Genomic DNA, 20,985 nt, shown 5'->3' on the forward strand with positions numbered 1-20,985 from the left:
TTATCTTGCAAGCGATATCCTTTTGGTTATAAATTTAATTATTCAAATTTTATATAGTTAAATTCTACTCCAGCCCATTTAAATATAAGGGAATTTACTTTTTCTTTTCTTTGTTTTTCATCTGTTGTTTCTACATAGTTTCTTAAACTATCTTCTAGCTCTTTGTTTTTAGCTACTACATATAAAAAATCTTCTAAGTTTCCACTACCTTCTATATCCACAAACTCTCTTAACCTTTGTGGTAGTTCGACGTTTGCATTACTTATAGTTTTACTAGGTTCAACCCTAAACCAAACATCAGCTATATCTGTTGTAGTACCATCATAAAAGCTAACTTTAGATAGTTGCTTTATGGTATTTGAGTTAGAGTCTATATTTACATTTTTATAGTTTAAGTCTATTGATTTTATTGCTTTGTTTGAAAGGGTGTATAACTCATCTTTTGTACTTATACCATTTTTATCTACATCTTGCCAAAGTAGCAATTTATCATAATCCATATCAAGTGCATTTATAATACCATCATTGTTTGTATCAAATCTTTTTAGCACTTCAAAGCCATTATCTAGTGTTTTATCATTTCTGTTGTAGTTTGAATTTATTATAGTGTTATTTCCAAACAGCTCATTTGCATTATCTATTATGCCATTATTGTTTTTATCTATCGCTAAAAAAGCATCATTTTTATCTAACCAAGCTGTTTTTTCTTTAAAATCATTATTATCAAGATCAAAGAACACAGAGTTCTTTAGGTTTGTAGTTTTTATACCATCTTTGTTTAAGTCTATGACTAAAGGAGAGGTTTCATCTTCTGGATCTGGGTAATCTTTATCCTTATCATCATCAAATATTGCAAATCTAGCACCCTTACCTTTATAGTATACTGTAGCATTTGAACTTATATGGTATGGGCTTACATAAAATTTGCTATCTTCTTCTTCTATCTCATCATCAGTCCATTTTGAGGCGGTAAATATATCTTGTGTGTAACCACCTATAAATTTAAATTTATTACTACCTATGTTTAGACTTACATACTCTTTTTGATTGTTTGCGCTTACTTTTAGTCCCCTATTTACTCCAACCATTCCTCTTATTATTTCAGCTGCTTCACTAGTACTATTTCCTCTTACATTTATATACACTGGCTTATCATCATCTACTATGTTTAACTCTCCATACTTACTGCTAGATGAATCATATGAAACACTGTTTTTTACAGATGGAGTATCTATGATATGTGGAACTAAGTTAGTTATAAATCTTCTTTTTTCATTATTTACTATAAAATCATCATAGTCTTTGATATCATAGCTATATGTCTTAGTAGTATCGCCTTTTTTAAAAGTAATTGCACCTAAACTAGATCTAGCACTTCTACTACGCATCATATCACTACTTCTCATAAAGACTTCTAGTTTACCATCACCTACAATCTCTCCTATTAACTCTAGTGTTATAGTTGCTTTTTTACTTCCTTCATTTTCAGTGACATCTTTTATCTTTAAGCCTACTTTGTTGGTTAGAGTTATACCTAGTGAGTTTTGTTCTTGGTTGTAGTTTTTTATAGTTATACTATCTTTATCAAGATTATATGTTACTTTTAGTTCACTTCCATTTAGTTGATATGTATATCCTCTATTATCTGTATATACTTTACTTCCTGGCTTTGTTTCTATTCCACCAGTTATAGGACTGTCGTGTTTAAACCATACCCTACCTTTACCATCACTATCATTTATTATATCATTAGCACTGACATGGTATTCATCATCTCCACTTCCGCCACTTAACTCATCAGCGTCTTTATCATCTCCTGCATAAAGTTTATCATCTCCACTTCCTGTAGTTATGCTATCTTTTCCTAAACCAGCGTAGATGGTATTATCTCCACTAGTAGCTGTTATAGTATCTTCTCCATCTCCTGTATAGATAGTGTTTTTACCACCACTTATAGTAACACTATCTTTATCTATCCCTAAACTTATAGTGTTTTTACCACCACTGATACTTACTTTATTATCTCCATCTCCTAGATAGGCTGTATTATCTCCATCTTTTATAGTTAAGCTTTCCTTGCCTTTACCACCATAGATGGTATTCTTACCTAAATTTATCTCTACTGTGTTAGTACTGTCTTTAGTATCTAAGTCTAAGCCATCTATACTATCTTTATGGGTATAAACTATATGTCCTTTGCCACCATTTATAGTTATAGTATCATTTCCACTTCCTGTAAATACATTGTTTAACTCTGCACCACTGATACTTACTTTATCATCTCCATCTTTAGTAAAGATGTCGCTTTTAGCTTCATTTGAAGTTACTATATCTTGTGCTTTAGAGCCATATACTGTGTTATTTCCGTTAGTTAAATTTATAGTATTTATATCATCTTTACTATCTTTATCTTCTTGGCTTGTGTTATCTAATCCTGTATAGATAGTGTTTTCTCCACCATTTGTATTTACACTATCGCTTCCAGCTCCTAAGTAGATAGTGTTTTTACCTTTGGTTGTATTTACACTATCATCACTATCTTTAGAATATATAGCATTTACTCCATCATCTACAGTTATGTTATCAACTCCTTTAGAGCCATATATTTGATCATTACCTTTACCTGAGTTTACAGTGTTAATAGTGTTAGAATCTTCTTTATCATCACCATCATCTATTTTTGCATTTGTATAGATGATATCATTGCCACTTCCTGTAGTTATAGTATCACAACCAAGACCGGATTCGATGTAAACACCTATATCATCAGAGCTAATTATGGTATTATCATCACTATATCCATAGAATCTTTTTTTACCAAATAAACTCCTAGAGTCCGTATAATCTCCAGTTATAAACACTACTTTATCAACCTTTTCATTATATATAGTGTTTTTATCTCCAGCAGATATATTCTCTTTTGTATCATAATAGTGTGTATTTCTATAAATTCCAGCAGAACCAGTTAGTTCTTGAACTCTTAACTTTAAGAAGTTAGCTCTGTCGTTAAGATGGTTATCAGAGTAGTTTTCGATGTTTATATACTCTTTTTTGGAGATATCTCCTGCTAGAGCATATCCTTTTAGGTTTTCTAAGGCATAAGCGGCAGCTTGTTGGAGAGCTTTATCACTATTATCCAAATCACTCATAACACTACTAGCTCCTGCTCCATAGTTAGCATAGTAGTTGGCTATGAGTTGTTTAGGCTCTTCACCTTTAGAGAAAGTCATATGGGCTATCTTGTTATTATTTATTGGGTAACCAATTCGTTTTAAAACAGAAACTATCTTTTTCTCATCTCTTCCTTGTCTAAATTCAAAGGTATTTAATTTACTCCCTAATTTATATCTTTTGTGATATATAAACTCTACATTATCACTTCTTAGTGATTTACCACCGTCAATAGAAAATATCACTCTTCTAAGATTACTATTTATATCCGAGCTTATACCGCTCCAAGCCGAGTTAAGTATGGTATCAAAGTCACCTTTTGGATTTACTACTATGTATCTTCTTTCTTGAACATTTATATTAGTTTCACTTTCTGGATTTGCGTCATAATAATCTATATGAACCAAATGATTGCTTGTAAATATATCTGTAGTATCAACAAAAAATGTAAAAATAGCACCAACTATATTTTTAGAAACTACAAAATTTACAGCAGCTGATGCTAATACTTTCAGTGCATACAGCCCAGCTGCTCTTTCTTCATTATAATATAGCTCTTTGCCATCTTCTTTACTTGTGCCTTCAAATATATCAAATTTAAATTCATTTATCTTACTTATATTTAATAAATCCACTATAATACCAGCTCCGTTAAATACAAAAGCCATTCTTTTAGGTGGAGCTTTTTTTAAGGCTTCTATAGCTTCTTCTTCTGTTTTTGCATTTTTAAGTATATCTTCATATAGTGGCTCTAACTTACCAAGTAAACCCTGTGCAACATCTAATGAATCTCCTTTTAATATACCTTTTCCTATCTCAGCAGTTGAAAGAATTCTATCTTTTATAAATTTCTTTTTATCAAAGTTTGACATATGGTACTCCTTTTAATCTATAAATTTCTTTTGATTTATTGTATTGATTTTATTATAAATCGTATCTGATTTATCTTTTAAAATCACCTTATTTGCTCTTATTACGTATACTATACTATCTGTTAATTTTCTTTTATTTTTATATTCCATATACTCTTTTATATCATTAAAAGTTCCGTTTTCATCAGAACACATATTTTTAGAAAGCTCTGCTCTTAAGCTAAAATAAATTTCTTTTGGCTTTTTATTCTCTAATCTGCTTTTATGCCATATATAATCATCATAACACTCATCATACGCCTCTTTTAGTTGCTCTTTTGTAGGTTGTCCAGGGACGTTGTATTTAAGCATAAGTTCTAGCATAGGTTCGTAGTTGGGGATGTAAGTTAATATATTATAATGAGTGTTTGCTTTTTTTAAATAATCTATTTCGTTTTTATTTTTAGAATCATTAATATCTATATAAAATCCATCTTTTTTGCTAGGCAATAAATCATTTATATCATTGGTAAATCTATATGTAAACGGCTTATATCCACTTTCTAATAACATTTTTGCTATTTCTAAAAAGTTGTTATAAACTATATATTCAAACAAACTACTCTCTGGAGCATAGTAATCTGTAGAGACATTGCCTTTGCTGTCTTCGTATATTCTTATATATTTTTTACCATATTCTGCTTCATATTTTATATCTATATTATTTTTGTTGATAGTAATATTTTTAATTAAATTATAATTAGGCGAACCCAAATAAGCTTGTATTGTTTTTATTTCATTAAATTTAGCTCCATTATCCAATAAAAGTTTTACAGTTTTAGTTGAGTTGTTCTCTATAGCATAAGCTAGTGAGCTTAGATTATACTTATCTTTTTTATTGATATCTGCTCCTAATTTTATAAGCTCTTTAGATGTTACTTCATCATCATAAAAGCTAGAATACATTAAAGGGCTTAATCCATATAACATGTCCATATCAACGCTTAGGTTGTTATCCTTTATAAAATTTAATACAGATACAGTTTGTTTTGTTTTTAAAAAGCGTCTTAGTTGCTTTTGCAAATCGTTTTCTTTACGATGGTCGCCATCATCATCTATATCCCAGTTTTCATAAGAAAAAGCATTTATTTCTTCTTGGGTAACATACTTTGATATCGGCGAGTTGGAATCAACCTTCATATTAGGATACACAACAAAATTTGATTGTTTAGTTTTGCTTTTATAATAGTCATTTGTCACTAAAAATAAAAAACCAACCACTACAATAACGATAATCTCTTTTAGAAACTTCAAGGTATTTCCTTTATCTAAATTTATATAGAAATTTACCTTGTAATTCTACATCAATGGAAGTTAAATGCTCTTTAAATTTATGTTATTTTAATGATGTTTTAATATAAATTTAAAGAGTGTTTTTATTAGTCGTATATATGATTTGAAAATCTTTGATATTTAGAATCCATTATATTTTAAGTATTTTTCTTTGGCTTAAATAAGTTGTAATTTCTTTTTCTTCGATGGTTTTTATATATAGCTTGTAAATTCAATACTTTTAGCAAAAGACACTAGATTTAAAATCCAGTGTCTAATTTTAATTTTGATTTTATCTTATTTTATTTTTCTTTATCTCTTTTATAGATTCGTTTCTTTCTTTTATCTTTCTCTGATTTATCTTTAATAACTTTATTCTTTGTTTTTATAGTAAAAACTAAAGATGTTTTTTATATTTAAAGATTAGTCTATATTCTAAATTTATATAATATCTAAACCAAAGAGTTAGATAATGTTTAAATAAAAGAGATGGTTAGCATATACTCTTGCCATCTCTTATACTTTTTTTGTTTATTGTTTATCTCTTTAATTCTTTACCTTTTTTATAGATTCACTTCTTTCTTTTTTATCTTTTCTTTACTTACTTGTTTCTTTTATATCTCTTAACTCTTAACTTCCCCATCCACTAGCATATATTTGCATAATGGCTTGATTGTTTCTTGCTTCATCGTGAGTTATGTTTGATATACCATTATCGCTCGTATAAGCATTTACTTGTTGTATTATCTTATCTATTTGTTCATTTGAGATAAATGAGTTATCATCTAGTTTGATTGTCTCTATTTGAGAATATTTGTTTGTTTGGTTTTTGATTGTTAAAGTAGTGTTGTTATCGCTTCCATATCTTATAACTAAGTCTTGCATAAATACTCCATCTAGTTTAAAGCTAATCTCTTCTTTTTTAACTCCTTTAAGTATTAAGGTATCATCTCCACCTTCTATTAAATTTATTAGCTCTTTATCTTTGATAGTTGTGTTGGTTGCTTCTTTAGTTATGATATATGTATCATTACCATTTTCTCCTTGTAGAGTTGAGTTGTTTGCTTTAGATATTAAGGTGTCATCATCATTTCCTGCATATACTATGTCATTGTTATAAGATATGATTGTATCGTTACCGGAGTATGCGTAGATAGTGTTGTTATCTTTAGCATAGATAAAGTCATCTCCTTTTTTCTGCATATTAGCAAACTGCTTATCTGCTTCACTAGCATCTTTGACATTTTTATCGATAGTGTCTTCTATTGCGTTTTTAAACAAATCAGTTAATTCTTTTGCAAGTCCAACAGGGTCGTTGTAGTTGTTAACTATACCAGCTATGTTTGCACTGTATTTTTGAACTTTATCTTTTATATAGTTAGAACGACTAAAGTTTGACATATGGTACTCCTTTTTAAATTTATTTAGTTTTTAGTTTTTATTTTTATTTTTATCTGTTAAATTTGAGTTAGACTTACTTGAGTGTTTATCAAGGTAAATCACCTTAGATGGGTTATTCTTGTTTCTATTAATGAAAGAATCTACTGCATAGTTTTTGCTATAATCATTTGCATAGTTTATATATGCTTTTGTATCTTTAAAAGTTCCATTTTCATCAGAGCAATGCTTGTTGTAGCGATTTAGTGTTCTTGTTAAACCAGCTTCATATTCTATTCTGGATATGGGTCCTTCTGGTTTTTCTCCATTATTTTTCATTATCCTGTTTATTTTTTCTACGTTATGTACATAGGTATCATAATCTCTCTCTAAAAACCAAGCTCTATCTTCATAGCATTTCTCATACGCCTCTTTTAGTTGCTCTTTTGTAGGTTGTCCAGGGACATTGTATTTAAGCATAAGTTCTAGCATAGGTTCGTAGTTGTCATATTCTGTTATCTTTTTATAGCAATCAACTGCGTATTTATTAGAACCCCAACTGCATTCAGTTGGCTTATATCCACTTTCTAAAACAACTTTTGCTGTGTCATATAAATTTGAATAAACTATGTATAAAAAAGGATTTAAACCATCACCATATCTACCTTCTCCGCACTTAAACAGAGTTATTCCTGTTTCATAACCTATCTGCATATCATAGTTATTTATAATAATCTTATCTATCTGTCTATAGAAACTAGCTACTCCTGCACCATACATTTGAACCACTGGGGTTTCTTGCATAGCTACATTATTATCAAGTAGAAATTTAACTGTGTTCGCAGAGTTTATGCTTATAGCATATGCTAGAGCATTTAGTTTATATCTATCTTTAATATGTAGGTTTGCTCCTATTTTATATAATTCCATTGTTGTATTTAAATCATTATAAAAAGAGCTATACATTATAGGAGTCTTTCCATCTACCATTTTAATATCCGCACTTAGATTATGCTCTTTTAAAAAGTTTATAACTTTATAAGTGTCTTTTTCTTGTAGTGCATTTCTTAGTGGTATAAGAGTGGAATTTGTCTCCTTATCACAATGGATATCAGAATAGCTAAACCCAAACTCATCAACCTCTTCTTGAGTTACATACTTACTAAGTCCTGGTATAGCAGAAACGTTTGTGTCTGAAGTGATTGTGAAGTGAGAGGTTTGGTTGGTTAAATTTGGTAGTTGGTTGGTTTTATAAAGATATGCAAGTATAGTTATAAATATAACAGCTATGGTTATGATAAAATTTTTAGATGTTTGGTTCAAATTTAGTCCTTATTTTATAAAGTTATGTTTTATACCTGTTTTTATATAGAAATTTACCTTGTAATTCTACATCAATGGAAGTTAAATGCTCTTTAAATTTATGTTATTTTAATAATTTTTTAATATAAATTTAAAGGGAATTTAGATGTTGAATTTATGCTGATTTTAAATAATTATATAGATAGGCTGTATTATCTCCATCTTTTATAGTTAAGCTTTCTTTGCCTTTACCACCATAGATGGTATTTTTACCTAAATTTATCTCTACTGTGTTAGTACTATCTTTAGTATCTAAGTCTAAGCCATCTATGCTATCTTTATGGGTATAAACTATATGTCCTTTGCCACCATTTATAGTTATAGTATCATTTCCACTTCCTGTAAATACATTGTTTAACTCTGCACCACTGATACTTACTTTATCATCTCCATCTTTAGTAAAGATGTCGCTTTTAGCTTCATTTGAAGTTACTATATCTTGTGCTTTAGAGCCATATACTGTGTTATTTCCGTTAGTTAAATTTATAGTATTTATATCATCTTTACTATCTTTATCTTCTTGGCTTGTGTTATCTAATCCTGTATAGATAGTGTTTTCTCCACCATTTGTATTTACACTATCGCTTCCAGCTCCTAAGTAGATAGTGTTTTTACCTTTGGTTGTATTTACACTATCATCACTATCTTTAGAATATATAGCATTTACTCCATCATCTACAGTTATGTTATCAACTCCTTTAGAGCCATATATTTGATCATTACCTTTACCTGAGTTTACAGTATTAGTAGTGTTAGAATCTTCTTTATCATTTCCATCATCTATTTTTGCATTTGTATAGATGATATCATTACCATCTCCTGTAGTTATAGTATCACAACCAAGACCGGATTCGATGTAGGCTGTACCAGATCCACTAGATGTTATCCTGTCATTATTAGAATATCCAAAAATAATTTGTTGTTTTGATGATACAGTGGCGAACTCTTGGTCTACAAAGGTTACATATATATTATTTTCACTTACAACTTTTTTATTAGTAGCTATATCTTTATAGTTTATACCATTTTTTAAAGATGCACCAAATTCTTGGTGTAAATACTCATCTAAAAATTTTACTCTATAGTTTAAATGCTTTTCAGAATATATAGAAAGCTCCGTATAATCACCATCATCTGGATATCCTTCGTTAGATAAAGCATAGCCTTTTAACTCTTTCAAACAAAGTGCGGCAAATTTTTTTCTAACACTATCTTTTAAATCTTCCAAAATATGCTTTGACCTGTTTATATAATAATTTGTCATAAGCTCGTAAGCATCTGCTTTTTTTGCTTTTGCAATATAGGTTTTTTTACTATAAGGGTAGTCTGTTTGTATTAACAACGAAGCTATTTTTCTCTCTGAAAAATTTCTAAACTCGAAAGTATTTGGCAATAATTGATTTTCCATATATTCCTTATGATAAACAATTTCTACCGACTCTTTATTAATAGAACCAATTTCATTACTAATAGATAAAACTACCCTCCTAAGTCCGGCATCTATATCTGCTTTTATTTTACTCCACACACCACCTAGTATGGTATGGAAATTAGAACTTGGATTTGCTATTATGTATTTTCTCTCTGTTATAGATGAATTTTGAGCCGAATTTACATCGTAGTAATCAATTTGTATTATATGATTTTGAACGAAAATATTTTTAATATCTACAATTTGAGATATAGCTCCTGTAATAACATTTTTAGTCATCATAAACTCTACTGCAACTCCAGCAGCTACTTTAGCAAGATATAATATCTCTCGTCTATTTTCATCATAATGTAAACTCCTACCCAACTCTTTACTAGTTCCATCAAATATATCATAATTAAACTTTTTTACCTCAGTAGCAGTAAGCAAGTCTATAGCGACTCCAGCTGCACCAAACAAAAAGCCCATTGTTTGTTTTCTTAATATCATTTCAGCTTCGGTCTCTGTTTTTGCGTCGCTTAAAATATCCTCATAAAATGCTTGAAGTTTTGCTACAACACCCTTAGCAAAATCCAAATCATCACCACCAACAAAACCTTTAATAATATCAGTAGTCCCGTTTACTCTTTTTTCAATAAATTCCTCTTTGTTAAACTCAGTCATAAATTTATCCTTATCTCATTATAATAATGTTACTACTAGGTTTAGTCTCATTTCTATCAACATATACCGACTCATTGGAATCCGTTGGTTTATCATCATATTCGAAAAAATTAAATATCTGCATTCTATTTTCTTTCATATGTCTATAGTTAACAAACTCTTTTGTTCCCTTAAATATTCCTTTTCTGTCTTTACTCCTTCGCCACTCAAAGATATCAGCTATGGATGAAAAATTTAAACTCATATAATCTTCTCCGCAAAAATTTCCAAAATCTCTAATGGCTCTAGTATAAAAATTGAAATCTTCTAGCTGCTTATTATCCAATCTTCTGCCGCTTTTACCAAACTCTTTTAATATCTCTTCATAATTCATCTTTGCAACATCTGTAGAATATAATTTTTTTATTTCATCTTCCTTTGGATTTTTATCAAGTATATTAAAATATATCATGTCATATTTAAACATTACCGCATATCTAAAATCACCAATACAAATTTTCATCTCATATTCTAACATTCCTTTACTTGGCTGCCCAGCAATGTTGTATTCTAAAAACAAATCAAGCATCTTTTCATGATTTGGAACTTTTTCCATTCGACGATATAATGAAAAAGAATAAAACTGATAATCCATAAAAAGCTCAACACCCATATACTTAATACTTGTGCTTTCATTTTCTATCATTCTATCTATCTCTTCACTACTATAAAAATCATAATATGAGTTAGCACACTCTGCGATATCACCATAATTACAATAAGGTAGTGGACGGTAACCACTCTCTAGTGCCATTCTTGCTATTTCGATTAAATTGTGTTGCAAAAGATAATCAAACAAACTAAAACCTGCTTTGCCTTTTGCTACTTTTTGATACCAGTTATATTCGTACACAAGCTCTGTTCTATCATCATAAAACTTTACATCTTTTAAACTGCTATTTCCAGGGCTTAAAAGATATCCCTGAACAAAATCAACCTCTTCAAATCTAACTCCATGCTCAAATAAATCTTTGACCACTCCAACGCAATTCATTGAAATAGCATAAGCCATAGGACTTAAACCATATTTATCTTTCTTGTGTATATCAGCTCCAAGTTTTATAAGTTCTCTTGTAGTGTTTTCATCATTATAAAAACTCGAATACATCAAAGGCGTAACGCCATAGTGAAGCGGTGTATCTACACTTATATTATTATCTTTTATAAATAACAAAATATTAGCCGTATCTTTACTTTTTAAAATTTGACGAAAGTTTTCCATAAAAGGGTTATTTCTTACCTCATTTACATCTATATCCCAATACCTAAAAGAAAAGCTATCAACCTCTTCTTGAGTTACATACTTACTAAGTCCTGGTATAGCAGAAACGTTTGTATCTGAAGTGATTGTGAAGTGAGAGGTTTGATTTAGTTTATACTCATTATATAGTAGCTTAGCTACTAAAAGTATTATTAATATGGCTAAGAATTTAAATACCTTTTTCAATTTTTTCCTTTTAGTAAATTTATATAATTTTTAATATTCATTTTATCTATTTCAAAAACTTAAATTTGATGTATTGTTGTTTTAAATTTAATTATACTAAATATATCTATGTTAAATTTATATAGAAATTTGCCTTGTAATTCTACATCAATGGAAGTTAAATGCTCTTTAAATTTATGTTATTTTAATGATGTTTTAATATGAATTTAAAGAGAATTTTTATTAGTCGTATATATGATTTGAAAATCTTTGATATTTAGAATCCATTATATTTTAAGTATTTTTCTTTGGCTTAAATAAGTTGTAATTTCTTTTTCTTCGATGGTTTTTATATATAGCTTGTAAATTCAATACTTTTAGCAAAAGACACTAGATTTAAAATCCAGTGTCTAATTTTAATTTTGATTTTATCTTATTTTATTTTTCTTTATCTCTTTTATAGATTCGTTTCTTTCTTTTATCTTTCTCTGATTTATCTTTAATAACTTTATTCTTTGTTTTTATAGTAAAAACTAAAGATGTTTTTTATATTTAAAGATTAGTCTATATTCTAAATTTATATAATATCTAAACCAAAGAGTTAGATAATGTTTAAATAAAAGAGATGGTTAGCATATACTCTTGCCATCTCTTATACTTTTTTTGTTTATTGTTTATCTCTTTAATTCTTTACCTTTTTTATAGATTCACTTCTTTCTTTTTTATCTTTTCTTTACTTACTTGTTTCTTTTATATCTCTTAACTCTTAACTTCCCCATCCACTAGCATATATTTGCATAATGGCTTGATTGTTTCTTGCTTCATCGTGAGTTATGTTTGATATACCATTATCGCTCGTATAAGCATTTACTTGTTGTATTATCTTATCTATTTGTTCATTTGAGATAAATGAGTTATCATCTAGTTTGATTGTCTCTATTTGAGAATATTTGTTTGTTTGGTTTTTGATTGTTAAAGTAGTGTTGTTATCGCTTCCATATCTTATAACTAAGTCTTGCATAAATACTCCATCTAGTTTAAAGCTAATCTCTTCTTTTTTAACTCCTTTAAGTATTAAGGTATCATCTCCACCTTCTATTAAATTTATTAGCTCTTTATCTTTGATAGTTGTGTTGGTTGCTTCTTTAGTTATGATATATGTATCATTACCATTTTCTCCTTGTAGAGTTGAGTTGTTTGCTTTAGATATTAAGGTGTCATCATCATTTCCTGCATATACTATGTCATTGTTATAAGATATGATTGTATCGTTACCGGAGTATGCGTAGATAGTGTTGTTATCTTTAGCATAGATAAAGTCATCTCCTTTTTTCTGCATATTAGCAAACTGCTTATCTGCTTCACTAGCATCTTTGACATTTTTATCGATAGTGTCTTCTATTGCGTTTTTAAACAAATCAGTTAATTCTTTTGCAAGTCCAACAGGGTCGTTGTAGTTGTTAACTATACCAGCTATGTTTGCACTGTATTTTTGAACTTTATCTTTTATATAGTTAGAACGACTAAAGTTTGACATATGGTACTCCTTTTTAAATTTATTTAGTTTTTAGTTTTTATTTTTATTTTTATCTGTTAAATTTGAGTTAGACTTACTTGAGTGTTTATCAAGGTAAATCACCTTAGATGGGTTATTCTTGTTTATTCGTAAAAATCTAGATACTGCATATTCCTTTGCGCTTTCGTTTGCATAGTCTATATATGCTTTTGTATCTTTAAAAGTTCCGTTTTTATCAGTACAGTGTTTATTATAATACCTTAAGGTTCTTGCTTTATTACTATCATACTCTATTTTAGAGATTGGTTGTTTTATTTTCATTCCTTCTTTTTCCATAATTTTATTAAGTCTTGTTGCATTGTATATATAATCATCATAATCTCCGTTTAAAAACCAAGCTCTATCTTCATAACACTCATCATACGCCTCTTTTAGTTGCTCTTTTGTAGGTTGTCCAGGGACGTTGTATTTAAGCATAAGTTCTAACATAGGTTCGTAGTTGGGGATGTTTTCAAGTCCATCATAACATATATCCAATATAGGAACTTTATCTCCACTATGCTTACAATAATCAGCCCTATAACCATTCTTTAAAAGCAAATCAGCCATTTCTACAAAGTTGCTATAGCCTAGATAAAAAAATACTGTCCAAGATGGGCGATAACTATCTTCTGACCTCTCTGCGATTTTTACATTATATTTTATTTCTATATTTTCTCCATCTACTACTATATAATCTATCAAATTAGAAGCATATGCAGGGCTATCTAAATACTTTTGAATATATTTTACAGAATTTGGGTCAACACCGTTTTTAAGTAAAATTTCTGCTGTTTTTATAGAATTATTTTCTATAGCATAAGCTAGTGGGCTAAGTTTGTATTTATCTTTTTGATGGATATTCGCACCTAGTTTTATAAGCTCTTTGGTTGTATTTACATCATCATAAAAGCTAGAATACATAAGTGGGGTAACTCCATAGTGAAGTGGTGCATCTACACTAAGATTATATTTTTTAAAAAAACCTATAACACTACTAGTATCTTTTTCTTGAAGCATGTGCCTAAGCGATTCAAGAGTTTCATTATTATCTACCTTATATGTATGTATATCCCAATAATCGAATGCGAACTCATCAACCTCTTCTTGAGTTACATACTTACTAAGTCCTGGTATAGCAGAAACGTTTGTGTCTGAAGTGATTGTGAAGTGAGAGGTTTGATTTAGTTTATACTCATTATATAGTAGCTTAGCTACTAAAAGTATTATTAATATGGCTAAGAATTTAAATACCTTTTTCAATTTTTTCCTTTTAGTAAATTTATATAATTTTTAATATTTATTTTTATCTATTTTAAAAACTTAAATTTGATGTATTGTTGTTTTAAATTTAAGTCTGCTAAATTTGCATATTTTGATTTATATAGAAATTTGCCTTGTAATTCTACATCAATGGAAGTTAAATGCTCTTTAAATTTATGTTATTTTAATGATGTTTTAATATGAATTTAAAGAGAATTTTTATTAGTCGTATATATGATTTGAAAATCTTTGATATTTAGAATCCATTATATTTTAAGTATTTTTCTTTGGCTTAAATAAGTTGTAATTTCTTTTTCTTCGATGGTTTTTATATATAGCTTGTAAATTCAATACTTTTAGCAAAAGACACTAGATTTAAAATCCAGTGTCTAATTTTAATTTTGATTTTATCTTATTTTATTTTTCTTTATCTCTTTTATAGATTCACTTCTTTCTTTTTTATCTTTTCTTTACTTACTTGTTTCTTTTATATCTCTTATCTCTTAACTTCCCCATCCACTAGCATATATTTGCATAATGGCTTGATTGTTTCTTGCTTCATCGTGAGTTATGTTTGATATACCATTATCGCTCGTATAAGCATTTACTTGTTGTATTATCTTATCTATTTGTTCATTTGAGATAAATGAGTTATCATCTAGTTTGATTGTCTCTATTTGAGAATATTTGTTTGTTTGGTTTTTGATTGTTAAAGTAGTGTTGTTATCGCTTCCATATCTTATAACTAAGTCTTGCATAAATACTCCATCTAGTTTAAAGCTAATCTCTTCTTTTTTAACTCCTTGAAGTATTAAGGTATCATCTCCACCTTCTATTAAATTTATTAGCTCTTTATCTTTGATAGTTGTGTTGGTTGCTTCTTTAGTTATGATATATGTATCATTACCATTTTCTCCTTGTAGAGTTGAGTTGTTTGCTTTAGATATTAAGGTGTCATCATTAGATGTTCCAAATATAGTTAAATTCTCTTCAATAGGTGTAGTTTGCATTAGTCTATTATAGCTTATTGCTTTATCTTTAAACTCAAAAAATTCTATTTTATTAGCTAAATTTGAGAAATTGCCTTTTATAGTGATTGAATCATTCTCGCCATATTTTATTATAAGATTATCTTTATCTTTATAAAGTGAGATTTCATCTTTATTTACATCTATAAATTTAATAATATCATGGTTAGAAAAAATAGAGTTATCACTCACTATATCTTTTCCATCACCTTTGTTAAACAGATAAACATCATCGCCATTTCCACCACTTAATACATCATCACCTTTGTTACCTATGATAGTATCCATGCCATTATTAGCATTTAATATATCATTACCTACATTCCCTATAAAGTTTATCGTTTCCATCTAATGATGATATAGTACTACCAATGGCATATGCGTATATAATATCATCTTGATTGGTTGGGGTTATTACGGTATTTTTTATATCTTGTAAATTTAGTATTTTATCACTAAATATGATTTTATCTATGCTGGATAGACTGTTTAGCGATGTAGAGTTTTCTTTATCATTTATAAAGAAATCTTCCACCCTTATAGAGTTTGTTCTATCTAATATGCTTTTAAATATAGATATATGGTTTATTTTAATAAGAAGTAAATCTTTATCATCTCTAATGAGTTTGATATCTTTTGAAGAGAGATTGTTAAATTTGATACAATCCACATCAGTTAGATTAGCACTGTGGTTCGAGTTAATTATAGTATCATTTCCAAACATCTCGTCAAATACATATATATCATTTCCAACTCCACCTTTTAGTATATCATTACCACGTCCACCTATTAAAACATCATCTCCAAATCCACCTTCTAAAGTATCATCTCCACTTCCACCATCTAGTATATCATTACCATTATCTCCATGAAGTATATCATCTCCATCATTTCCATTTATAGTGTCATTTCCATTACCTCCATTTATAGTATCATCTCCACCCAATGAGTCAAATGTATCATTTTTGTTTGTTAATGTTAGCCTATCATCACCATCTGTAGCTATAATAGGAGCATTTTTAAGTATTTCGTTTAAATCCCAAATAACTCCATCGCTAAATTTAATATTTTCAACAACACCATTTCCTAGCTCTTCTACTATGTTAAAGTAGTTTTGGATAGTTATGCTATCTTCTGTTTTAACTCCTTTATCATCTATGGTGGTTATAACTAAGTCAGCTAAATCTCTTGTTAGCTTTACTTGTGATGATTTTATATCATTAAATATGATTGTATCATTTGCCCCTGCACTATCATAGATGGTATCATTATCATCTCCTTTAGAAAAACTATATATATCATTACCATTTCCACCATTTAAAGTATCGTTGCCTTTATCACCTATTAAAAATTCGTTTTCGTTTGTTCCATATAAATTATCGCTATTACTCGTGCCATTTATTACACTTCCAAGTATTATAGATAAAAATTTGCCATCATCTTTAGCTAAAGTTATTAAATTTGTTTTAAGTGAGTTCTGGTAGTTTGCTTTATAGATAGTTGCTTTTCTTATAGTGTCTGTTAAGGTTATGATATCATCATATTTTTTAGCTTCATATAGTTTAGTTAGCTCTTGGTTTAAAGAGTTAAATTTATACTCATATCTATTGGTTTGAGCGTTAAAGTGCTGATATTTCAAATCTAAGCTCAACTTCTTATATGTGGTTTGAAGCTCTAAGTTAGTATAGACATAACTTTTAAACTCATTGTAGGAATTTATAATAAGTGGAGCTACATATCCGTTTGGGTTGTTATCATTTATCCTTCCAAACCAAGTAAATGGTTTACCTGTTATCTTCTCATATACTCCCATAACTCTAGCATCTATGTTATTTCCACGGCTATTTTTATCTATATTGCTTACCTTAGCCCATTTATAAATAATCTCATCTATATGACTCTTTCTTGTTTTACTATCCATCATAAGATATAGATTTACCATAGTAGTTAATTTATCATTCTTACTCATAGCAGTATGTAAATTTTGCATATTTCCAGTAGCAGTTACATTTGGAAGTGTTTTTATATAAGGTGGTATAGAGTTGTTATCTATAATCTCTTGTGAGTCTTTTAAATCTACATTAAAGTATAAATCTTGTGTAGTTACTGTAGTGTTGTTTGTATCATTTAGTGTAGCGGTTGATGTTTGTGTGCTGGTTGTATCTGTGTAGTTTAAATTTATTGATTTAACTTTATCTGATAGTCTTATAAGTTCATTGTTTTGAGAGATGGCATCTTGGTTTATATCTTACCATAGTAGGAGTTTAGTAAATTTAAGGTCGTTTTTATCTATGATATTATCGTTGTTGCTATCATACTCTTTTAGTACTTCGTAACCATTTTTTGAATTTGGATTTGTATATGAGATAGTGTTGTTTGATTTGGTTTTATTACCAAATAGCTCATTTCCATTATCTATATGCCATTGTTGTTTAAATCTATTGCTATTAGTTCATCATCTTTATTTATCCAGTTAGTTGCTTCTTTGAAGTTATTGCTATCTAAATCAAAGTATATAGTTCCATCTAGTTTACTTAAAGATATAGTTCCATCGTTGTTTAAATCAATTGCTAGTGGATCATATGTTTCTGGGTCCGGGTTGTTTGGGTCATCATCTTTATCATCATCACTTATCTTGCCAATTCCTTCTGTTATATCTCTTGCTTTTATATTCTTAGATGTTTTATCCTCTACTACAGTGGCGTTTACCGTAAACTCTATATCCTCATTTTCTGTTTTATTGCCATTCCATTTATAAGTATACTCTTTACTGGATTCCCCTTCTTTAAAAACTATATCTTCATTATTTATATTTAACGTAAGTTTTTCATCTTTTTCTAATGCTCTATTTAATGATACATTAAATTTCATTGATTGATTAGCACTGTCTCCTTCTTTAGCTGAGCTATCTGATATGGTTACTACTATCTCATCTACTTCTATAAGATCTATACCTAAATAGTGATATCCTTTTGTCTCTTCTAAATTTTTGTTAAAGTTGTTTATAGTTAAGGCTTTACTATCTTTCTTTACTATAAGAGTATTGCCATTTAAGTGATATTCAGTTGTTTTATCACCACTTAGATAAAAACCTTTATCTTTATCATATGTTCCACCAGTTAAAAGAGTGTTATTAAAGTAGACCTTACCCTCTCCATCGCTATCATCTGTAATGATATCTTTATCATCTACATAGTAGGTATCACTTCCGCTTCCACCATAGATAGTATCTTGTCCTTTTCCTCCTATGATTACATCATTTCCACTATCTTTATCGTTGCTGTTTTTACTATATTTTATATCTGCATAAACTATATTTTTACTACTTTTAGAAGTACTGCTTAAATCTATAGTATCACTTCCGCTTCCGGCTTCTATGTAGTTATTGCCTAATGAAGCTGTTATGGTATCATCTCCTGCTAGGGTATAAATTTTATTCCTCACCATTTTTTGTTCCTAAGCTTGTTATAGTATCATTTGAGTTAGTTCCAAAGTGATATTCATCAAATATATTATTAAAGTCTTGAGTTAGGTCTAGACTTACTCCTGATTGTTTATCACTAAAGTATGTTCCTGTGTTTTTAGTATTATCAAGAGCTGACTCTAACATCTTAGCTTTATCTTTTATATAATTAGTGCTATATTCATCTTTGAATTTAGCTATTTCATCATAAGCACTTGAGTTTATGTTTGATACTATAAAAGGATTTAAATTTATCAATGCATATAAAGCTGGAGTTGATAAAGATGAGCTTGAAAAATTTTTATTTACCAGTAGGGCTGAATATAGAAAATCTATATCTAAAGTCGAATTTAAGTTATTTTTTATATTAATAATATCGTCTCTATAATCGCCCAAACTTTTAAGATTTAAAATCTTATTAAAAACATCGATTGATTTTTTATACAAAGAAAAATAACTTTTATCAATCGCGTCACAATATTTTGTCATATCTTCTATATTTAGATTCGAATCAGCTTGTATAAACATAGCATATAGACTCAATTTGTTTGCAAGATCTATACTACCATGTCCACTTTGTGAAATTTCTACATTTTTACCAGTATGAGTTCCAGCTGCAGCAGTAAATATTGGACCATTTTTTGCAATTATATTATAAACTTTATCGCTATGAATATTTTGAACATCACCAAATAACTTCTTGATATTCTCCACAACACCACCTATACTAGGCGAATTGTAAGTATATGTTTTATCAACTATGTTTTTATGCCTAGAAAGAAAAATTTGAGCCAAAAAACCACCCAATGAATGTCCGGCGACATCTATTTGTTCATTTTTACCAATGACACCATTATTGATTAAATTTTTATAAAAAGATTCTAAAGAAATTTCTTGTTCGTAAGCTTTGCCTTTTACTCCTAAATAGATGTCGTTTAACAAGTCTTTAAATTCATAGGGATTTGTTCCAGCGATTGCCAAGGTATGCTTTCCAGTAGATTTATTTTTATATAGCGTAGCTGAAAAACCCAGTGGCACTATCCGCAAAAGATGAAATTTCTTTGAATTTATCGTCAAACCATTTTCTAAATAAAGTTCCTTTTTTTCCAATATCCTTATCTATCTTTTTGTAAGCAGCAACAGCCAACCACGCATTTGCTTCATAATCAAAAATTTTAATACTCATAATTTAATTCCTTTAATATTTTGTTCTTATTATCTATCGCGTCTGAAATATTTTTATATATTTCTTCGCAACCTACATATCCCCAAGAAAGCTCACCAAATATAGATAGATATATATAATTAAATAAATTTATTTTTTCATAACTCCTATACTCCGCAATTTTATTTCCACTAATATCTTTTAAAATAAGTCCTTTTGATTTTATCCATATATTACAACGCTCATTGGATGCATTGTTGCATCCACTATACCCATAATATTTAAAAGCATACTTTGCCTTTTGTTTATCCAAAATTTCAGCTTGTATATCGCCATTTTCATCCTTGTAAATATGGCAAATAGCTTGTTTATTTACTTTTGCTCCCGAAATTGCATTTAATTTGCTTAAAGAGTTTTTTTAGTATCGTATTCTTGAAATTTGAGTCCAGACTCAAAGTATAAATCATTCATATGCTTTATTTTTCTAATATTACAATCTATAAGAAACTGTTCGTATATACCATCAATTTTTGCTTGTTTATAAATTATAATTCCTGCTTTATTTTTACAAAGATAATTAAAAGTTAAATTAATAGGAATTATGTCTATAGTAAAAATTATAAACAAACTAACAAGCGGAAGCATTGTTTTAAAAAATGAATAGGTTTTTTAGCCAAATACTTCTCATTATAAAAAACATGATAATACAAAAGATAAAAAACACTAGCACAACAGCCATAATACTATCCCTTTGTTTATATTAGCTTCCTAATCAAACTATTCTAAATTTACATAGTTAAATTATATATTTTTAAATCTTAAAGTATAATTTTAATTTAATTTTATTTAAACAATTTA

General features: G+C 28.7%; 13 protein-coding genes and 1 pseudogene. All 14 read right to left on the reverse strand.

All coding sequences use genetic code 11. The features are described from left to right. Positions 1-38: 38 nt before the first annotated feature. Entirely contained in the window at positions 39-4,043 is a 4,005-nt protein-coding gene (locus CGEO_RS06100) for a calcium-binding protein (protein WP_172658108.1), read from the reverse strand. 12 nt (positions 4,044-4,055) lie between these two features. Then, positions 4,056-5,336: an ankyrin repeat domain-containing protein gene (locus tag CGEO_RS06105; RefSeq protein WP_172658109.1), complete on the reverse strand. Its 1,281-nt coding sequence runs from the start codon at positions 5,334-5,336 to the stop codon at positions 4,056-4,058. A gap of 648 nt (positions 5,337-5,984) precedes the next feature. Next, on the reverse strand, positions 5,985-6,755 hold the full coding sequence (locus CGEO_RS06110; protein WP_172658110.1) for a hypothetical protein: 771 nt from the start codon (positions 6,753-6,755) through the stop codon (positions 5,985-5,987). Between the two features lie 30 nt (positions 6,756-6,785). Continuing rightward, entirely contained in the window at positions 6,786-8,054 is a 1,269-nt protein-coding gene (locus CGEO_RS06115) for an ankyrin repeat domain-containing protein (protein WP_172658111.1), read from the reverse strand. A 154-nt stretch (positions 8,055-8,208) separates the two neighbouring features. Then, positions 8,209-10,188 (reverse strand): autotransporter outer membrane beta-barrel domain-containing protein, encoded by a 1,980-nt coding sequence (locus CGEO_RS06120; RefSeq protein WP_172658112.1) that lies wholly within the window; start codon positions 10,186-10,188, stop codon positions 8,209-8,211. Positions 10,189-10,198: 10 nt separating this feature from the next. Continuing rightward, positions 10,199-11,674 carry an ankyrin repeat domain-containing protein gene (locus CGEO_RS06125; protein WP_075540620.1) on the reverse strand — a complete coding sequence of 492 codons (1,476 nt, stop codon included), beginning with the start codon at positions 11,672-11,674 and terminating at the stop codon, positions 10,199-10,201. A 745-nt stretch (positions 11,675-12,419) separates the two neighbouring features. Beyond that, positions 12,420-13,190 (reverse strand): hypothetical protein, encoded by a 771-nt coding sequence (locus CGEO_RS06130; protein WP_172658110.1) that lies wholly within the window; start codon positions 13,188-13,190, stop codon positions 12,420-12,422. Between the two features lie 30 nt (positions 13,191-13,220). Beyond that, complete coding sequence (locus CGEO_RS06135) at positions 13,221-14,471, reverse strand: ankyrin repeat domain-containing protein (protein ID WP_172658113.1); 1,251 nt, start codon at positions 14,469-14,471, stop codon at positions 13,221-13,223. Positions 14,472-14,974: 503 nt separating this feature from the next. Next, entirely contained in the window at positions 14,975-15,847 is an 873-nt protein-coding gene (locus CGEO_RS06140) for a calcium-binding protein (protein WP_172658114.1), read from the reverse strand. Next, positions 15,813-17,489: a calcium-binding protein gene (locus CGEO_RS06145; protein ID WP_082258987.1), complete on the reverse strand. Its 1,677-nt coding sequence runs from the start codon at positions 17,487-17,489 to the stop codon at positions 15,813-15,815. The genes CGEO_RS06140 and CGEO_RS06145 overlap by 35 nt, the downstream gene beginning before the upstream one ends. Positions 17,490-17,747: 258 nt before the next feature. Further along, positions 17,748-18,946: pseudogene (locus tag CGEO_RS06150) on the reverse strand (SPM autocatalytic domain-containing protein). Next, entirely contained in the window at positions 18,933-19,943 is a 1,011-nt protein-coding gene (locus tag CGEO_RS06155; RefSeq protein WP_075540370.1) for a hypothetical protein, read from the reverse strand. The pseudogene CGEO_RS06150 and the gene CGEO_RS06155 overlap by 14 nt, the downstream one beginning before the upstream one ends. 25 nt (positions 19,944-19,968) lie before the next feature. Continuing rightward, positions 19,969-20,148 (reverse strand): hypothetical protein, encoded by a 180-nt coding sequence (locus tag CGEO_RS06160; RefSeq protein ID WP_075540371.1) that lies wholly within the window; start codon positions 20,146-20,148, stop codon positions 19,969-19,971. Continuing rightward, positions 20,138-20,440, reverse strand: a complete 303-nt coding sequence (locus CGEO_RS06165) for a hypothetical protein (RefSeq protein ID WP_075540372.1) — start codon at positions 20,438-20,440, stop codon at positions 20,138-20,140. Before CGEO_RS06165 ends, CGEO_RS06160 begins: the two co-directional genes overlap by 11 nt. Positions 20,441-20,985: the final 545 nt, after the last annotated feature.

This window comes from Campylobacter geochelonis (assembly GCF_013201685.1).
Classification (GTDB): domain Bacteria; phylum Campylobacterota; class Campylobacteria; order Campylobacterales; family Campylobacteraceae; genus Campylobacter_B; species Campylobacter_B geochelonis.